This window comes from Roseofilum sp. KMC-1 (assembly GCF_057802075.1).
The window spans coordinates 1,299,801-1,317,356 of sequence record NZ_CM173605.1; the positions used below are offsets into that span (position 1 = coordinate 1,299,801).

The 17,556-nt window shown below is 46.1% G+C and carries 9 protein-coding genes; all 9 read right to left on the reverse strand.

Going from position 1 to position 17,556, the window contains the following annotated elements; translation table 11 throughout:
- Positions 1-37: 37 nt before the first annotated feature.
- Complete coding sequence (locus tag AC3FZD_RS06190; RefSeq protein ID WP_488739289.1) at positions 38-5,809, reverse strand: DEAD/DEAH box helicase; 5,772 nt, start codon at positions 5,807-5,809, stop codon at positions 38-40.
- A 3-nt stretch (positions 5,810-5,812) separates the two neighbouring features.
- Entirely contained in the window at positions 5,813-7,189 is a 1,377-nt protein-coding gene (locus tag AC3FZD_RS06195; protein WP_488739290.1) for a hypothetical protein, read from the reverse strand.
- A gap of 28 nt (positions 7,190-7,217) precedes the next feature.
- Positions 7,218-8,921 carry a hypothetical protein gene (locus AC3FZD_RS06200; RefSeq protein ID WP_488739291.1) on the reverse strand — a complete coding sequence of 568 codons (1,704 nt, stop codon included), beginning with the start codon at positions 8,919-8,921 and terminating at the stop codon, positions 7,218-7,220.
- A 208-nt stretch (positions 8,922-9,129) separates the two neighbouring features.
- Entirely contained in the window at positions 9,130-10,779 is a 1,650-nt protein-coding gene (locus AC3FZD_RS06205; protein WP_488739292.1) for an adenylate/guanylate cyclase domain-containing protein, read from the reverse strand.
- Positions 10,780-11,080: 301 nt separating this feature from the next.
- A complete protein-coding gene (locus AC3FZD_RS06210; RefSeq protein WP_488739293.1) occupies positions 11,081-11,794 on the reverse strand; it encodes a hypothetical protein in 714 nt (237 codons plus the stop codon).
- Positions 11,795-11,914: 120 nt separating this feature from the next.
- Positions 11,915-12,865: a DNA polymerase III subunit delta' gene (gene holB / locus AC3FZD_RS06215; RefSeq protein WP_488739294.1), complete on the reverse strand. Its 951-nt coding sequence runs from the start codon at positions 12,863-12,865 to the stop codon at positions 11,915-11,917.
- The gene (locus AC3FZD_RS06220; protein ID WP_488739295.1) at positions 12,862-13,272 is read right to left on the reverse strand and encodes a hypothetical protein; all 411 of its coding nucleotides are present in this window, start codon (positions 13,270-13,272) and stop codon (positions 12,862-12,864) included. Before AC3FZD_RS06220 ends, holB begins: the two co-directional genes overlap by 4 nt.
- 84 nt (positions 13,273-13,356) lie before the next feature.
- On the reverse strand, positions 13,357-14,544 hold the full coding sequence (bioF, locus tag AC3FZD_RS06225) for an 8-amino-7-oxononanoate synthase (RefSeq protein ID WP_488739296.1): 1,188 nt from the start codon (positions 14,542-14,544) through the stop codon (positions 13,357-13,359).
- Positions 14,545-14,551: 7 nt separating this feature from the next.
- Positions 14,552-17,494, reverse strand: coding sequence for a calcium-translocating P-type ATPase, PMCA-type (locus AC3FZD_RS06230; protein ID WP_488739297.1), 2,943 nt, complete (start codon positions 17,492-17,494; stop codon positions 14,552-14,554).
- Between the last annotated feature and the right edge of the window lie 62 nt (positions 17,495-17,556).

Genomic DNA, 17,556 nt, shown 5'->3' on the forward strand with positions numbered 1-17,556 from the left:
TGATGACCCTTGATGACCCGGACTTGATATCACCCCCTTAAGAATATTCTCCTGGACGGCGTAGTAAGCTAAAGGGGGTGATGGGTTTGATGGTTTCGGGTTGATAGCGATCGCCCTCTAGTTCATGCAACGCTTCACAAGCAGCTAACCATTCAGGATGCTCATTTGTCCAGAGCGGATGACGGAGTAAAATAGCTTCGTTATAATGACGATGATGAGTTGATCCCCATAAGCTTTGGTATTTTTTCAGCGAACTATACTTTAAGCTTTGTAAAAGTTTTCCGACCGTAGAATCTTCACCCTCACTCAGAAATAGCCAAGGATTGGCAACATCTTGCCAAGGAGTTTCCAAATCAATCACGGTATTAGACTCTGTAATCAATCGCACCATTTCTAAAGCTAATCGCCAATCAAGCAAACCATGATAGGCTTGATTCGCATAATCTCGCAAACAACCATTACAAGAGGTATCGCAATCTTGACCATGATCTAACCATTGTTTAGCGAGGCTCTTGGGATCGTTCCAATCTCCCTGTTCTAGAAGCTTTTCAAACTCATGAGGTTGGGCTAAAAATCGGCAGTAACCTGCGCCATTGTCCAAACTATCACACAAGAACGCTTGACCGACAACACGACCTGAAGATTCATCTTTAATTACGCGAAATCCGGCTTGTAATTCCTGTTGATCCACATCTAAATAAGCGGCGGCGGCAATGCGTAGCCAGAACGCTAGGGAATACCAGGCGGCACGACCTTCAACTGTTGTCGGATCGGCGAATACTCCCTCTGGCCAATCCTTGATACTCACCAGTAAGATATCAGTGGTTCGTTTGGAGAGCAGGGCGATCCGATAGCTACGGCCACTGGTATTTAGCTTATCGTTTGGAGTTTCAACCGCATAAGCACCAGGATAGTTTTTGCCAAAAACAGTTACAGTTTCATGAAAATCAAATCCTCCCTTCCCCCCATTATCATTAACGGAAATAATCTGGTCATTGGCACTATAAATGCTGGCATTATTCACCGGATGTTCAACTAAATCAGTTAACTTGGCATCAAAGCTTAATGTGGGACGAGTCGCGTGAGGTTGCCACTCAAATTGGCCCGTGTAATCTTCTGGATCTAAATCCGTGAAAAATCCGGCTGGTTCGCGGGCATCAATTTCACGCAGTTCTTTAGCTCCACAAACGGGACAATCTGTTACTTCCGGCTGATTTCCACCACGGGGAGGCTCGATCTCGTTATGAGGAAAGGCGACAGCTTGACAATTGCGACATAAACCGACAGATTTACCGGGATGAGGGAGAGCTGGAATTAAGCCAGGATCGGATTGTAATTGACGACCTCGACGATACAGATTGACTACTCCACAGGCAGTATGGATTTGTTTATCTTTCACCGTTTGTGAGCCAGGGGCAAATTGACCCAAAGCAATATCTAAATCGCGATCGATCGCTCCAGTTTCTGGGGGCCATTGCTGACTGTTAGAAGCAGGCCATTTGGTGTAAAGATTGCGAGTTCGAGTGGGAAAACCAAACATCGGTAAAAGTCCCGCATTGGCCAAGCGCTCGCTGAGTTTATCTTGAGTGTATTTATCATTATCTTCAGCAATTTCTTTGATCTCTGCGACTAACTTCTCATAAATAAAGCATTCCATACTCCTCAGTCGTTCAGCATCGAGATGGGTTTGGACACTCAGAGCCTGGATAATCTCAGAAACTTTGGTTTGGTTGTTTGTATCACTGAGCCATTCTTGGATGTAAAGTTCATAGGTTGGCCATTCTCGACAACTGCCAAATTCACCATGAACTTGATCGGAACTGGCATTTTTGACCCCTTCTGCTTCCGCACTAGCATTTAGTCGTGCGTCAGGAAAGGCTAACCGGAGAACTTCTTTAATTAAGACGCGCTGTAAAATATCGGAGCGACGCAGATCGACATAGGGGGAAGGGGGAGGATCGCCGGTCATTTTTTCTAAGCGTTGGAAGTAATAGTCATCATGGCTGCGACCTCGACAGAAGGTAACGGCTAGGGAAACACCGGTAGAACGTCGTCCGGCCCGGCCCACGCGCTGCTGATAATTGAATCGACGCGGGGGCATATTGGACATCATCACGGCCAGCAAGGAGCCAATATCGACCCCTGCTTCCATGGTGGTAGTGACACTGAGCAGATCGATTCCTTGTACGCGGGCAATTTCTCCAGGGATAAAGACATCTTGAAACCAGCGTTGGCGGTTGGGGCGATCGCCGCGATCGGTTTGTCCGGTTAATTCTGCTGCATTCATCCGAAACGGCGGCCCGGCATTGTTAATCAGGTAGTTGTAGTATTCTAGATCTCTAGGAATTGGAGCAGGAATCAGTTTTTGAGCAGTAGCATCTTTACTTTTTCCACTACTACAGAGCAAGCAATAGCCTGTAGCTGGATGTAAATAAAAAGCATTGCATTGTTCGCATAGATAACCTGTTGGAACCTCACTTTTAACTAGATACAGCCTTTTGGGATCGAGGGCGATGGTATTACTGCTTGGTACTCCACAGCTTGCTAACAAATAACCCTGGATTCGTTCAACTCCTAAATTCAGCGAAGATTCAAGTTTATTAATGTTGGCAATATAATTCTCTGCATATCCTGGTAGTTTTGTATCTATCCCCTCCCAGAGGAATTTTGAATATTCATAGGTGCGACGAATACCCATTTCACGAATAATCGCTTGGAGAGCTTCAATTTCTTTTGAGTTAAGGTCTTCGGGCCATGAAGCCGAAATCCAACCATTACCAATACTCTCAATCGTTCGCGCACGATGTGGGAAAAGACCATACATAATCTCGCCAAAAAGCTGATTCTTCATGACTACAATATGGTCTTTTGGTTCACCCGTTGTTTTTTGGGTGGGAACAGCACCAGATTTTAAGTTGATCCAGTTGTAACATCTAAACCAATCCTCAGATTTTTTAGCGACGCGATACTTTAAGACTTCAGATGAAGATCCACCAGGACAGATGCCATTGCGTAACAGTTCATCATGCACTTTATCTCGCAATTGTTCTAAGGGAACTTGCTGGGAAAAATCAGAGAGTAATTTTTCCCACTTTTGGCGAATTTCAGAATTGCTAGTGGGTAGATCAAACAGCCAAGATAAAGCTTCTGCGGCTAAAGGTGAAGTTGACTGAGAATTTTGAAATCGATCGCGCCTTTGAAAATCTTCTGCTGTTGTCTCGGATTCAAGAACACGCTCATACACATCAGGGTATAGTAGTAATTTTTTGAGTCGAGTAGAATCTCCTGCACAGATAACTCGCAAAAAAGCGACTAAATCTTTCCAGTAATCATCTAAATTCTGAAAGAGGATGGAGCGCACCATGTCTTGATGATGATTGCGCTCCATTCCCGCAGCTAATTTAGCGGCATCTTGACGACTATCAGAAAAAATAACCAGTTTTCGAGAAGAACCCCGATCTACATTTTCTGGTACGGGCATTTCTCGCAATAAGGCACTGGCTAATACTTGACTGGCTTTAGAAAATCCCGTGCGGTGCGATCGCATTGGACTAGAAATTTTGCGTTTGGCATAATCAGCATCGCAGCGTGGACATTTTGTTGGTAGTGCCGGTAATTTATTTTGATTATTTGTTGCTGATTTTCTATCAAGATCCGGAATAGTATAGAGCCATCCTGGAATTTCATCATTGCCTATTTTTCCCATCTGGGCATTTGTGCGATTAATTGGTGTGAGAACTCCAGTTGTAGGATTAAAGGTTGCATCCCGCCAACGTCGCTTGATCTTATCAACTGTCCACTCTGGATCTACAGGTTCTGTTTTTGTCCAAGGCTTGGTAACTTTTGGAATAGGCCAGAAAACGCGATAACTGCCATATTTTTTACTGAATTCCACTTGATCGGGTATCCCTTCTAAATCCGGTTGATCGGGGGTTAAAACCTCTTCTGTCCCCCCTTTCTTTTTCTTGCTAAAACCACCCAACAATACATCGCCACAGGATTCACACACCAGCAGATCTAGAACCCGTGAACCACAACTACAAGTGAGGCGATGATTGCGATGGAGTGCGCCAATGGTAGGTTTATGGGTGGCTTTTTGGCGTTGCTCGTCGAAGCAATTGGCATCGCTACACTCTGGATTAGTACAAGCCCAAATATTTTCCAGATTGTGAAAAAATAGGTGTCCGCGCACGGGTTGGGGCGATCGCCCATTGGCCAATTTAGCCACCCCCAATGCAGTTAAGAACCCTCGCAAAGCATCAGACGCGAGTTGTCCTGAAGACTGAGCATCAGGAAAAAGCTCTCGATCTAAATCCGTAATACAAGTGGCTCGCACTTCTCCATTATTGACTGCTTGACAAGCATCCCGTAGGGCTTCTTGAACGCCTCCTTCTAGGTTACTCAATGCTTCCCCTAACTGACATTCTGGATCTAGGGTTTCATCATGACACCCCAAAGCATCGGCTAATTCGCGCATCGCTTCCCCAGGAACTTCCGCTTGAGTCAGCGTCTCTTTCTCCACTGCATTCGGTTCAATGGTTCGAGCAAACTGGGCAAATGCCTGTTCATAGGGTTGAAGCCAATAACGTGCATTTTCAACCGGTTTAACTTGTTCTTCTTGGATAAACTCAAAGTTATCCCGACCGAAAAACTCTCGCAAAAATGTTCGCCCCGCATCAGAATCATCCAAACTCGCGGTAGTTGTGAGAATGCGAAGTTGGGGAGAGTCTGGGGTTAACCCTAAACGGTGATAGAGCAATCGTAAGAGATAGGCAACTTCAGTTCCTGGTGTTCCCCGATAGGAATGGAGTTCATCCACAACCAGGAAAAATTGATTATTGGAGTCACTCGCTAACCAATCGCGGGTTTGATCAAAAATACCCTTTTCAATACTTCGCATCATCATGATATTGAGCATCGAATAGTTGGTAATCAAGATATCGGGGGGAGTTGCTTGCATATCCCACCGCGATCGCATTTCACCCCCATCTAAACGGGGGAAGTAATAACGAATTTCTGGATTTTGCTCTAAAATTTCAGGGTCTTGAATCGATTGCCATGCCTTCTCCTGTTCCTGTAAAATTTCACCGAGGCGTTTTATTCTGTCTGGTTTCTGGTCACCAGAAACCGGAGTTAATCCAGTATATCGCCCAAACGTAATCCGATTTTTACCGCGACTTCGATCTAACCAATCATGAACTTGATTCGCTTCCAAAGATTGCCGCAAACGCCGTAATTGGTCTTCCACCAAGGCATTCAGGGGATAAAGAATCAGAGCGCGAACGGCTGCCGGGCGTTTTGCATGTCCCCATTGCTCTACATAGGTTTTATTGGAATTGACTGCTTCATCCCACCAGCGAGGGCTATCTGGAGCAGGTGGACAACTTTCCCAAATCTGAGATTCTTTAGCCAATTGTGCTAATAAAGGTAATAAGAAACACTCCGTTTTTCCTGAACCCGTTCCTGTGGTTACCACAATATCTTTTTGCTGTTTACAAACTGCTTCTAGGCTCTGCCATTGATGCCGATAGAGTTTTAAGTTGTCTGCAAAAAGAGTTTGTCCTAAATGGGCTAAATCTTCATATCCAGGTAATTCTTGTGCTGCTTGACTCAAGGTTTTACCAGAAGGAGGATAAACCGGAACTGGTTCAATCAGGGGAGGTTGACTTAAAAACCCTGGACGATTGAGGATTTTTTCGCGCTCGTCGGCTAAGATGCGATAGCGCATGGGGAACGCACTGCGAATATAGAGTTTATAGATATGGTCTAAGCGTTGGTAAGCTCCGATAACATCATGAATTCCTGCCATTTTTTAAAGTCCTCCACAAGTTAGTTCTAGTTTTTCGGTCAGGGATTGGGCGAGTTCTGGCGTTATATTGTGATAGCGTAACCATTTACGATCTGTGGAAATTTGGGGTAAATATCCTGATGCAAGAACCAACGCTCGTTCGTAGAGTTGCGGCCAGCGTTGCTCATACAAAATCGAGAGTTGTTTTAATTCTTGGCTATAATAACATTGTTCCAGTGCAGGGCTATGATATAAAATTAAGAATCTTAAACCATACCAATCTGCCTGCTTCCATTGTTGGCTATCCGCTTCATAAAATAGCGTCCGGTCTGGATAATTTTGATCTCGTTTTCGTCGCATTTTATAGAATCCAGTGCTATCGGGTAAGCTGCATTCTTGAAACTTGCCATCTTCAAACTTTTTCCATTCATATTGAGTGGTGACAATCCCCCCAACAATGGGTAATTGATTCTGCCATTCTTGGAGGTTAGGGAGAGAGTCAGCAACCTGTTGAGCGAGATTTCCAGGTTTATGAATTTTCACACAGCAAAGGGTGTCGAGTTGTTCATAATCGGTACGATTTTTGAAGATAACCTTAAATCGAGGTAAGCCAAAGACAACTGGTTGCCCTTCTGGTTTGACTTCCGCATATTGTTCGAGTTCTTGACGCAAACGGGCATTTTGTTGGCCGTAGAGCATGAATTCTAGGTTATCCGGATGATGATTAAGGGGAATCAAGGATGTTGGCGCGATCGCCCATTTTTTACCATTTTTATAGGTTCCTAAATGTCCCAATAGCTTGAGGTTGCGTAAAACTCGCTTGGGTTCTTCAATTCCCAATGTCTGACAAATCTTCTGAAAGGATTGCCAAGTCCCATTGCCTTTACAAGAGAGATAATCGAGCAACTGAACTAAGTTAGGATTAGATGGAGCATCGTTTGCTGTGAAGTCTGAAACAAAGCTCAAAGGATCGGGCTGTAAGTTGTCTAAATCTTGGTTAACATAAGGAATGGGGTTCGTATAGTCTTGTACTTCATGAGCCTCGCCAACCATATTTTTAATTTGCTCATAAGTAAAATGGTTCGGTTCTGGTCTAGCGGGCTTCTGGAAACAGGATAATCCATTGATGTGCGGTTGTAACTCTTCCGGTATTGTGCCAGGCGATTCACTTTCAATTGCAATAAAAAAGTAAAATTGTCTTCCCGCTTGCTGTTCCAATCTCACTAAGGGGATAAGATGATTTAACCCAAATTCTTTGACTTTCTGTGAGATCAGTTCAATTAGTTTCGCGGGTTTTCCTCGATATTGAAATCCTGCATACCATCGCTGTTTTTTCAGAGGTAATTGTCTGTGAATAGGATTAGGAAGGCGGCGATTGAGTCTAGATTTAGAAAGAGTCATGATGGTAAACTAGCCCAAAAAGGCTAGACTAGGGTCGATCTGAATAGAAAAGGATTGGGGATGCTTGGTTTTGAACATTAGGGTTCAGTTTAAGGTCATCCCAATTTATGATTTCGATCATCTGCTCCCGGATTTCAGAGCCACTACTGGCACGAATTAAATAATAGTTGTCTTTTTTATCCGGTAAATTAATCGCTTGAGGTTGATTGGTTACTATGGTTGTTTCTCTAATTAACTTTTCCTCTGTCCATTGCGAAATCTGCAAAATCTCAAGCTTAACTTCAGGCATAAATCCAAAGACGGTAATTTGTGGAGGATAATCAGCAAGCCAAATTTTCTGATTAGGAGCGCGTAAACCCCCAGAGAAAGAAATAGATAAGCTCACTTTGGGTTGTAGTGCGTCTTTGAGTTCCCAGTTGTCAATAAATACAGCGTCCCAGGCTTGAGACAAGACCATAAAGTTAATGAATTCATGCCAGTCTTGATCGTCTCTAAATGGAGAAATTTGCTGCTCCCAGTTGACTAATTGCTCCTCTTTTAGGTGATGGAGATCTTTCACTAATGACTGTTTACAGAGGAGAATAAAGGCTGTTCCTAGTTTTGGAGTGCCCCAAGAACCATAAACTCCGGTATCTGGATCGTCAGGATCTGGAACTAACAGCCAAAATTCACGAGCGGGAAGTTGAAGAGTTTTGAGAAATTCTGATTGAGTAATACGGCAACAAATCCCTCCGTTCAAGTCTTTTGAAGTGAGGGAAGAACCGAGGGGAAGATACCAACCAGGGCGATCGCTCTCTAGCTCCTGTTGCTCACCTTGAAACTGAACTTGAATGTTCTCGTCGCTCTGTCCGCGTTGTTGCTTCGGATAGAGATAATATTCAATTTCATCATCTTCTTCTGAGCGATATAATCCGGCAAATAGAGTGGAGCTAGGTTTTCTTTGTCGCGTAGATCGATCGGGTTCTGGACAACCTTCTTCAACCCACTGTTGATGCACCTGATGGATTGCGTCCATCAAAACTTCGTAGCGCTCTCCTGGTTTTTTGATCAAGTTCCTTAAATATTCTGGGAATCTCTGGGGGTTCCCTCGCAAGCGACTAAACAAGGTTTGAGCGTCTAAAGAGCTTCTCCACTGTTCCTCGTAGAAATATTTTTCCAGGCGATCGCAGTCCGCTTGACGCAATAAGCACTGAGAAATGGGGTAATTCGTATACTTGTTGCGACGACTTGAACCGGATCGTGCGGAGGGCAGAAAATCTTGCTCGTGTAGCCACTTATTCCAGGTTTTCCATAAGGGTTCTTCTTTACCCGCTTCCATCCCCCTAGGACGGGGTGATGTTTCTTTCAGGTGAGGAGCATCATCAAAGGTGGGGAATTGCAGAACTTCCCGCAATCGCTTAAAGTAATTGGTGTCTGTTATGTCTTCATCACTGGCCATATTGTAAGCGGCTAAGACACAAATACCCAGAAAGGCTATGCAGTTGGGAATACGATCAGAATCGTGACCTTCGATACGATCTAGCATGATGCGATCGCCTTTCACCACATCATCGCGTATCGCAGCAATAAAATCCTCACGCCAAGAGCTATTACAAAGCGAACGTTGGAAAGAGTGTTGACCGATCAATTCTATAACGGTGTCATCTAAACTCAGATACACGCGAGTTCTCCTAGCTACACCCTGTAGAAAATATTTAGCTAGGGCCCGATTCCAATCTTGATAAGTCGGCATTGATGACTTGCCAAATGAAAGATACTAAGTATTAAATTATCATCTCACGGGAATATGAGTCAATTTAGATTCTTTGGGTTCAGTAATGACGGCTATACAGACTATAAATTGCGATCGCTCCCCTTAAGAATAAAAATACAGCAGTTTGCTCCCCTCATTCCCCCACTCAGAGCGGAAAACGCTGTAAAAGAGAGATAATCCTTAAAGATTATTCCTGTATCTGAGTCGTGTGAGGGTCTGCTCCTTCAGGAGTCGTTCGCATAGTTTGATACACTTTAATCGGTCGTTCTATCCCTCGAAAGCGGTAACTTCCCATAGGCATAAAACCGCGACGAACACGCAATAATTTATAAGTCGCTTCACTAACAACACATTCTCCAGGAGGACAGATTCCTTCCATCCGAGAAGCCAAATTAATGGTCGATCCCAAGACGGTATAATCAACCCGTTGAGAACTACCAATATCCCCCACCACTGCTTTACCACTATTAATAGCAATTCTCAGTTGTAAAGGTTCATTCAAACGATTGGTTTTATTCAGGTGTTCTAAGCGAGTGAGCATTCCTCTAGCAGCAGCCACTGCTCGGTCTGCATGATCGAGTTGCTGTTCGGGTGCGCCAAAAAAAGCCATAATGCAATCACCAATAAACTTATCTAAAGTTCCTTTGGCGACAAAGACTTCCTGAAGCATTTCTTCAAAGAAATTATTTAATAGTTCAGCTATTTCTGAGGGAGAAAGCCGCTCAGAGAGGGCAGTAAATCCAACTATATCGGCAAATAATATACTAATTTCATGTTCAGCCAGGGGCAAGCGGCCGTTGGTAATCGCTCCGGCTGCCATCATTTGTTGGACAACGGAGGGAGTATGATAGCGTTCTAGGCGCTGGCGAATATTCTCTTGTTCCCTCAGTTTTTGTTCTAAAAGCCATCGCTGTACAGAAGAGGCGACTAAATTGGCTAGAGCGGAGAAAAAACTGAGGTCTTCTTCGGCTTCTAGGGTAGTGTACTGGGATGAGACATGGGCATCAGCATAGAGAACACCAAAGACTTGTTCTTCTTCCCACAGAGGAACAGCCATGGCGGAACGGATGCCTTTACTGAGGATACTCATTTCCCCTTCAAATCTCTCATCGGCTTGTGCGTCGGCAGTTTGAATGGCGACTCTTTCGACAAAGACTTTTTGACAGATACTGTGGGAGATCCAACTGCCATCGGCGGCTAGGGTATCATTGGTTTGATGACGGGTGGCTAGGCGAACTAATTTGAGTCTTCCCGTGGCTTCTAAGTCAATTAGGAGGGCTAAACGGTCAATGCGTTTGAGGTCTCGGAATACGGATTCTTGGACTTGGAGAAAGATGGCTTCGAGGGAACCGGCGCTGTTGAGACCTTTACTAATATCTACCAGATCTTTGAGGCGAGCGATCGCCTTACGGTTGCTACCGGCAGTATCTTGGTCATTCTGGGGTTGGAGCCATAATCGTTGTAGATCTTTAACATTGCGGAGAATGGTTGTACCATCGGTACTAAACTCCGGCCCTCTAGAAATTTCTTCTCCAGTGGGTTGCAATATGAGAACCACTAGAGAGACGACCCCAATTTGGACTACATCCCCATGATGAATCCATTGGGCCGATTTAGCGGGTAATCCATTGAGTAATGTGCCGTTAAGACTGCCAAGGTCTTCTACGATCCATCCTTCGCCACGAGCGACTATCTGGCCGTGGTGACGGGAAACTCCAAAAAAAGGGAGACATAGATTACAATCAGGCGATCGCCCTAAAACAAAGGGATTATCTTCAACTAATACGGTTCCTTCCGTATTGCCCTCAACTTGTATCCGCAGTTTGAGTTGGCTCATTTTCTGTTAACCCCTTGACCCATGGTAATTTCAACATTCAGGGAAAACCAACGCAACTGAGAAAAATCTAATTTAGCCAAGTAGTCACAAAGAGTGTGTGAATGGAACGCCATACGCTATGAATTTGTATTTCTCCAGTAATCCAGACCTAAATCGGATGAACCCTGACCCTAGTATGCCCTGCCGATCCATTGTTGGCCGGGTATTCTCTATATTGTAAATAATGAGCCACAGAATCATCTGTGGCTGCGATCGATCTCAAGGAAATTTCACTGATATTACGGGTTGTTGGCTGACCGTGCTATCGTTTTAGCACGCTTTGGATGGCATCTAAGCGCCGCTTTTGATCTTTTCTGATGGTTCTGGGATAAGAACCGAGTCCATGGGCTTCTAGTTCTCCCGTGGTGGGGTTGACAAAGGAACGTATACGGGCACAGAGTACGGCTTCTTCTGGCTCTGGTTGGAAGGTCTGACAGTCTTTGAGGTGTTGAATATAGTCTTTTCCAGCCAAGGGAGATTGGTTAATTAAATCCACTCCAGCGACTAACTCAAAGGTTCCTAGGTGAACGCCTAGGGTTTGAGCTTCTGCTTGGAGTTCGCTAATCCAGGGTTTAAGTTGTTGAAGTTGTCGGCGGTCTGCTTCTTCTGGGGTATATGCTCCATGTTGATAGGCAAAGGTTCCCAGGTTGTGTTTGGCGTTTCCGGGATCGGTATGGCCATAGTAGAGATCGGTATATCCTCCGCTAGGGGTGCGCGTTCCTTCTGCCACGCCAATAGCGATCGCTCCTACGGAGTCAGGAGTAGCAAACAGGTTTTCTGTAGAAAGGGTGACTAATTTGGCCGATATCCTAAACTGAGGGAACGATCGCTTCCGGGCGCGATCGCCTTCTGGGGTAGAGGCAAATAATCCCCCAATTAAGCCTAGGGTTGCCACAATTTGCAACCAACAGAGGATAAAACCTCCTCGATATTGAACCCATTTTGCCCAAACTTTAAACCCCGGCAAACCGCGCATCTAAACCCCGAATTCTGCAACACCAGGATTGAGTTTCCCATAAGGGATCGCGACAAAACATCCTCTTATTGGGTGATTTTAATCCGTTTGGCAAGAATTGATCCCCTTATTACTCATTACTCAATTCTGCCCCATGGCTAATAAGGTCACCTCCCAAACTAATCGAGGTTGGACATAACTCAGCAGAGCATGACGCGCTCTTTCTAGGGGTTGCAGCAATTGGGAAGACTGGTGATTTTGCCAATAAAACTGTTGTAAGTAGCCAATGAGCCACAGTTGAGTGGGGGTATCTAAAGTTTGAGGAATGGTTTTGGCTAACTCTAATAAGGGGCGAGGATTTCGGGGAAGATGCTGTAGAGATTGTAAGATTTCTGGTGGACAAGCTTGTAACTGCTCAAAGGCGGCGATCGCCTCTCCAGGACTCCCCTGAGCTAAGGCCATCACTGTTGGGCGATCGACGATATCCCCATAACCCTGGGATTTCAGCACCTGCTCTAGCAACTCCGGACTCAAACGATAAAAGGGGATGCGCGTACAGCGAGAAACAATGGTGGGTAACAAGGCAGCCTCAGAAGAAGCGATCGCAATAATCGTGGCTTGACCCGGTTCTTCCAAGGTTTTCAACAAGCCATTGGCCGCCCCTTCCGCCATCAAATCGGCCTGATCGATCACCACCAACGACCGGGGAGACTCCAAAGGAGGACGACTGAGAAATTGACTAATTTCTCGCACTTGTTCAATCCGAATTCGGGGCGGTGCTTTCCGTTGTACTCCTTCAGCCTTAGCTTGGGTTACTGACAGCAGTTGGCCCTGATGTTGATAAGTCGGTTCTACCCATAACAGATCGGGATGATTCCCCTGTTCCAGGCGTTTTTTAATTCGCGCCCTTTGTTCTGGAGAATCTTCTGTACTGGCGAGATGCTGGACAAAATAGCGGGCTGTCAGACCCTTACCAATACCTTCGGGGCCGACAAACAAATAGGCGGGAGCAATCCGATTTTTGCGAATGGCTTGACCGAGTAACCTAATCGCTTGGGGTTGGCCAATCACCCCTTCAAATCCCAGGGTCATCGCTCAGAAACTTTTAGAGTATAGCCATGAGATCCCCCATCGAGATCGCCCACAAAAATCTGATAATTACCTGGGGGCCATTGACCGGGGATTTCCACCGTTGAGCCATCATGGGCCGGAACACAGAGGTCAAAATCTTGGGGGCCGTCAATTTTCAGGGTGGGTTTACCGGAGCTTTGCAGGCGGAAATGAATAGAAGTATCGGCTGTGACAGTTAGGGCTAGATTGGGAGAAGTTGCTAAATTGCCGCAACTGCTGGGGGTGGGGCCGCCAGATGTGCCTGAAACTTCCATGGGTTGAAATCCAGGACTGATGGTTTTTTGGGTCTGGGCATAACTGCTCAGGGGAATCATTGAGGCGATCGCCCCTGCTATGGTGAATGTGAGGAATATAGAGGGTTTCTTCATGGTTTCATCCTCTCAGGAGAAAAGAATCAGGGAACTGCCCTAGTTTTATCGTCTACTACTCTAGGGCTATGCGATCAGATGATTTTACCGCCCCAGTTGTTTCCGGTCAGGACAAGCAGCAATGCATTCTGCTAAGGCTTCTAGATGTTCTCGCTCATGAGTCGCCATGAGTGAGATTCTAATGCGACTGGTGGGTACGGTGGGGGGACGAATGGCAGGGGCAAAAATGCCTTGGGTTTTTAGATAGGTTGATAAGTCTAAGGCTTGTTGAGGATTTTCTAGGGGCAAGCCAATAATGGGGGATTCTGAGGCAATGGGTACGATCTGGGGACAGTGACGAGCCAGGAGATCTTGGAAATATCTGATATTTTGCCAAAGTTGTTCTCGGCGTTGGGGTTCGGTTTGGATAATTTCGATCGCTGTTTGGGCGGCTCTCGTATCGGCTGGACTGAGACCGGTGGTATAAATCCAACTGGGGGCGCGGTTGCGGAGATAGTCGATCAGGAGGGAAGATCCGGCGACATAACCGCCTAAACTGCCGATCGCTTTGCTTAGGGTTCCCACTTGAATTAGTTCGGGTTGATGCAGTTGGAAATGTTCGACTAAACCCGCTCCAGTGCTACCGAAGACTCCGGTGGCATGGGCTTCATCGATGAGCAGCATACTGTCATAGGTTTGGGCAATTTCCAGTAATTGGGGTAGGGGACAGAGATCTCCATCCATGCTAAAAACGCTATCGGTGATGATGAGCGATCGCCGATAGGGTTTGCGGTATTTTCGCAGTTTTTCTGTTAGTTCTGAAACCTGATTATGGCCATAAGTAATGACCGTGGCTTTACTGAGAATAGCGCCATTTTTCAGGCTAGAGTGGTTATATTCATCACTCAAAATGAGATCCCGTGGCCCCACGAGGGCGGCGATCGCCCCCAGGTTAGCCAAATATCCGGAACTGAACACGAGGGCATCTTCGGTTTGTTTGAGCTGGGCAATCGAGCCTTCTAAATCCCGATGTAAACCCCGATGCCCACTGGTGAGTCGAGATCCCGTACTTCCCGTGCCATACTGCTCCAGAGCCTCCCTAGCCGCTTCGATTAAGCGGCGATCGCCTGCCAAGCCCAGATAGTTATTACTGGCAAAATTAAGCACTTTTTGACCACTGAGGGAGGCGATCGCGCCTGGTAAACCCTCCAAGGTTTGGGGAAAGCGATACCAGTTGGCTTGATGAAGGGTTTCTAGGGAGTGAGAGAGCCAAGAGTAGGGCGAATTAGACATCAGACCCTTAATTTTGAGTCATTGGGGTACGCAGACGAGCGAAAAATCGCCCTAACTCTCCGACCCAAAGGATAATGGAAGTGCCGCCCCCAATGATTAACCAATCCTGAAGACAGAGGGGAACTGTTCTAAAGAAACCACCGCCCCATTGCACAATCATGATTTGTCCCAAGACGATGACCACAGAAATGATGATAAAACCGGGATTCTCTTTCAAGTTTTTGAAGACGGAATCTTTTAATCCAAAGCATTTGGCGTTAAATAAATTCCACCAGTTGACCATCACAAAGGTGGTAAAGAAGAGGGAGAGTTCATAGGGGTCAACGACTCCATCTTGCTGAATATAAAGGAGAAAGGCGACAAAAAAGATCAGGAAGACAAAGGCTACAGATAGGAGCTGTTTGGCCATCGATGGGGTGATAATAAAGGCTTTGGGGTTGCGAGGAGGATGTTGCATGACCATGGGGTTGGGGGGGTCTGTGGCGAGGGCGAGGGCGGCGAAGGTGTCCATAATTAGGTTTACCCATAACAGTTGGGTGACGGTTAGGGGTAAGTTGATGTTAATGAAAGGCCCTAATAGGGCAATGCCACAGGCTGCTACATTGATGGTCAGTTGAAAGAGGATAAATTTCTGGATATTCTGATAGAGCGATCGCCCCCACATGACGGCATTTTCGATACTCTTGAAGGAGTGATCCAGGATAATAATATCACTGGCTTCTTTGGCTACGGAGGTGCTTTCCTGACCCATGGCTAACCCCACTTGAGCTTGATTGAGGGCGGGCGCGTCGTTGGTTCCATCTCCGGTCACTGCGACGACTTCCCCATTCTCTTGTAGCATTTTGACTAACCGTTGCTTATCCGCAGGACGGGCACGGGAGAGGACTTTAAGCGAACGCACTGCTTCCCGTGCTTGGCGATCGTCGAGTTGGGCAAAGTCTTGACCGGTTAAGAAACATTCTGAACCATCCTCATCGGTGACTAAGCCAATTTGACGGGCGATATATTTAGAGGTGTTGGGATTATCTCCAGTGACGATTTTCACGCCAACACCAGCCCGTTGACAGGTTTCGATGGCTCTGGGGACATCGGGGCGAATGGGGTCAGCAATGGCGACAAAGCCTAACCAAATCATGCCTTGACTCATGAGGCGCTCGATCTCGATTTCGGCTTCCGGATAGAGGGGGGCTAAGTTGTCCCGATAGGCAAATCCTAAGAGCCTCATGCCATTGGCTTCGTAGTGTTGCATCTGTTGGGCGATCGCACTATGGCTGGGAATCGGTTGCACCCCTTTTTCCGTGAGAATATGACTACATTGGGCTAGGACAATTTCGGGCGCACCTTTAATGTGAATGATGGGGTTTTCCCGATGACGAGAATAACCCAAGGTGGCCATATATTTACGTTCTGGGGAAAAGGTTAATTGGGTTAGGGTGCGAAAGCTTTCCCGTTCTTGCTCATAGTTGCGCTGTTGTTCATCTAACCATAACAGTAGCGATCCTTCTGTGGGATCGCCAATGGGGGTAACTTCTTCTGAGCCTAAGTTGAGGTTGCAACTGCGCTGTAAGTTGGCGGTACTGTTAATGGCGATCGCCTCAGCCATGAGATCCAAGTCTCCCCCAAAACAGGACTCACTAACCTGCATCTTATTCAGGGTCAAGGTTCCGGTCTTATCAGAACAAATTACCGTGGTTGCGCCAATGGTCTCGCAAGCCTGCATTTGTCGCACTAGGGCATTTTGCCGGGTCATGCGTCGCATACTATAAGCGAGACTGAGAACTACGCTCAGGGGTAAGCCTTCGGGAACGGCGACTACAATCACCGCTACAGCGATCATAAAATAGGTGAGTAAGGCAGTGGCTGCTTCTGTTGTAATCCAAGTTTGGGGAGTTTCGGGAACCCAATTCAACAGCCAACCTAGACCCAATCCTCCGGCTAAAATCAATCCTCCGATCGTGACACTTTTGAGCCATTCGAGTAAACTCTCATCTTCTAACCATTCTGGGGATTCCATTTGAGGTTTAATCAAGGTCAATCCTTGATAGAGAATGGGTAACCAGACCTTAATGAGGGCGATGGCCGCGCTCACAATCACCAAACTGGTTACATACCACTGTTGACCACTGAGATTAAACTCGCCCGCCAAAATCCCCCGCAGGATTAAAGCCACATCAATTAAAACGGCGATCAATAAGCCACAAACTCCAATCAACTGACTGAGGCGATCGAGTTGTTGATTGAGTGGGGTTCTTTCCTGAGTTGGCCCAGCAGCAGCTCGTGCCGTTTGACCAATTTCCGTTTGGTCACCTATAGCCATGACTTCCATAATGCCATGGCCATCAACAACAATGGTTCCTCGCATCACTCGATCTGGAGGATAGGCCGTAGAACTGACGGTTATTTTCTCTAATTGGTGGGAGGTCACCTTATTTACGGGCAGGGTTTCCCCGGTCAAGCTGGACTCATTAATCTGAAAGGAGACCGCCCCAATGACTAACCCATCGGCTGGCACTTCATCCCCTGCTTCGAGTAACACTACGTCTCCCACCACAATTTCTTTTTTGGGGACTTTACTAAAAACACCACTACGAACTACGGTGATTGGGACTTCATCATTGACTTGGTTGAGAATATTAAATTCTTGGGTGGCTTTATACTCATTGATAAACGAGACCGTGGTGGCTAAAAAAATAGCGACCAAAATCCCCAGACCTTCTAGATATTCTCCATCTACAAAGCCGATGATCATGGCCAATAGTGCAGCCACAATCAAAATCCGGATGATGGGATCTTCATATTTTTCTAGATAGAGTTGCCACCAGGGGGTTTGCTCTGGGGGGGTAAGGATATTGAGTCCATACCTTTGACGACTCGCTTCGACTTCTGTCGCTGTTAGTCCCCACAGGTGTTTTGAATCTTGGAGATCGGGTTGAGGTTTTTGAATGGTCATTGGTTATTTATCTTATACACAAGATTAAGTAGGGGGTTTAAACGGGAGATGTGGGGTACATC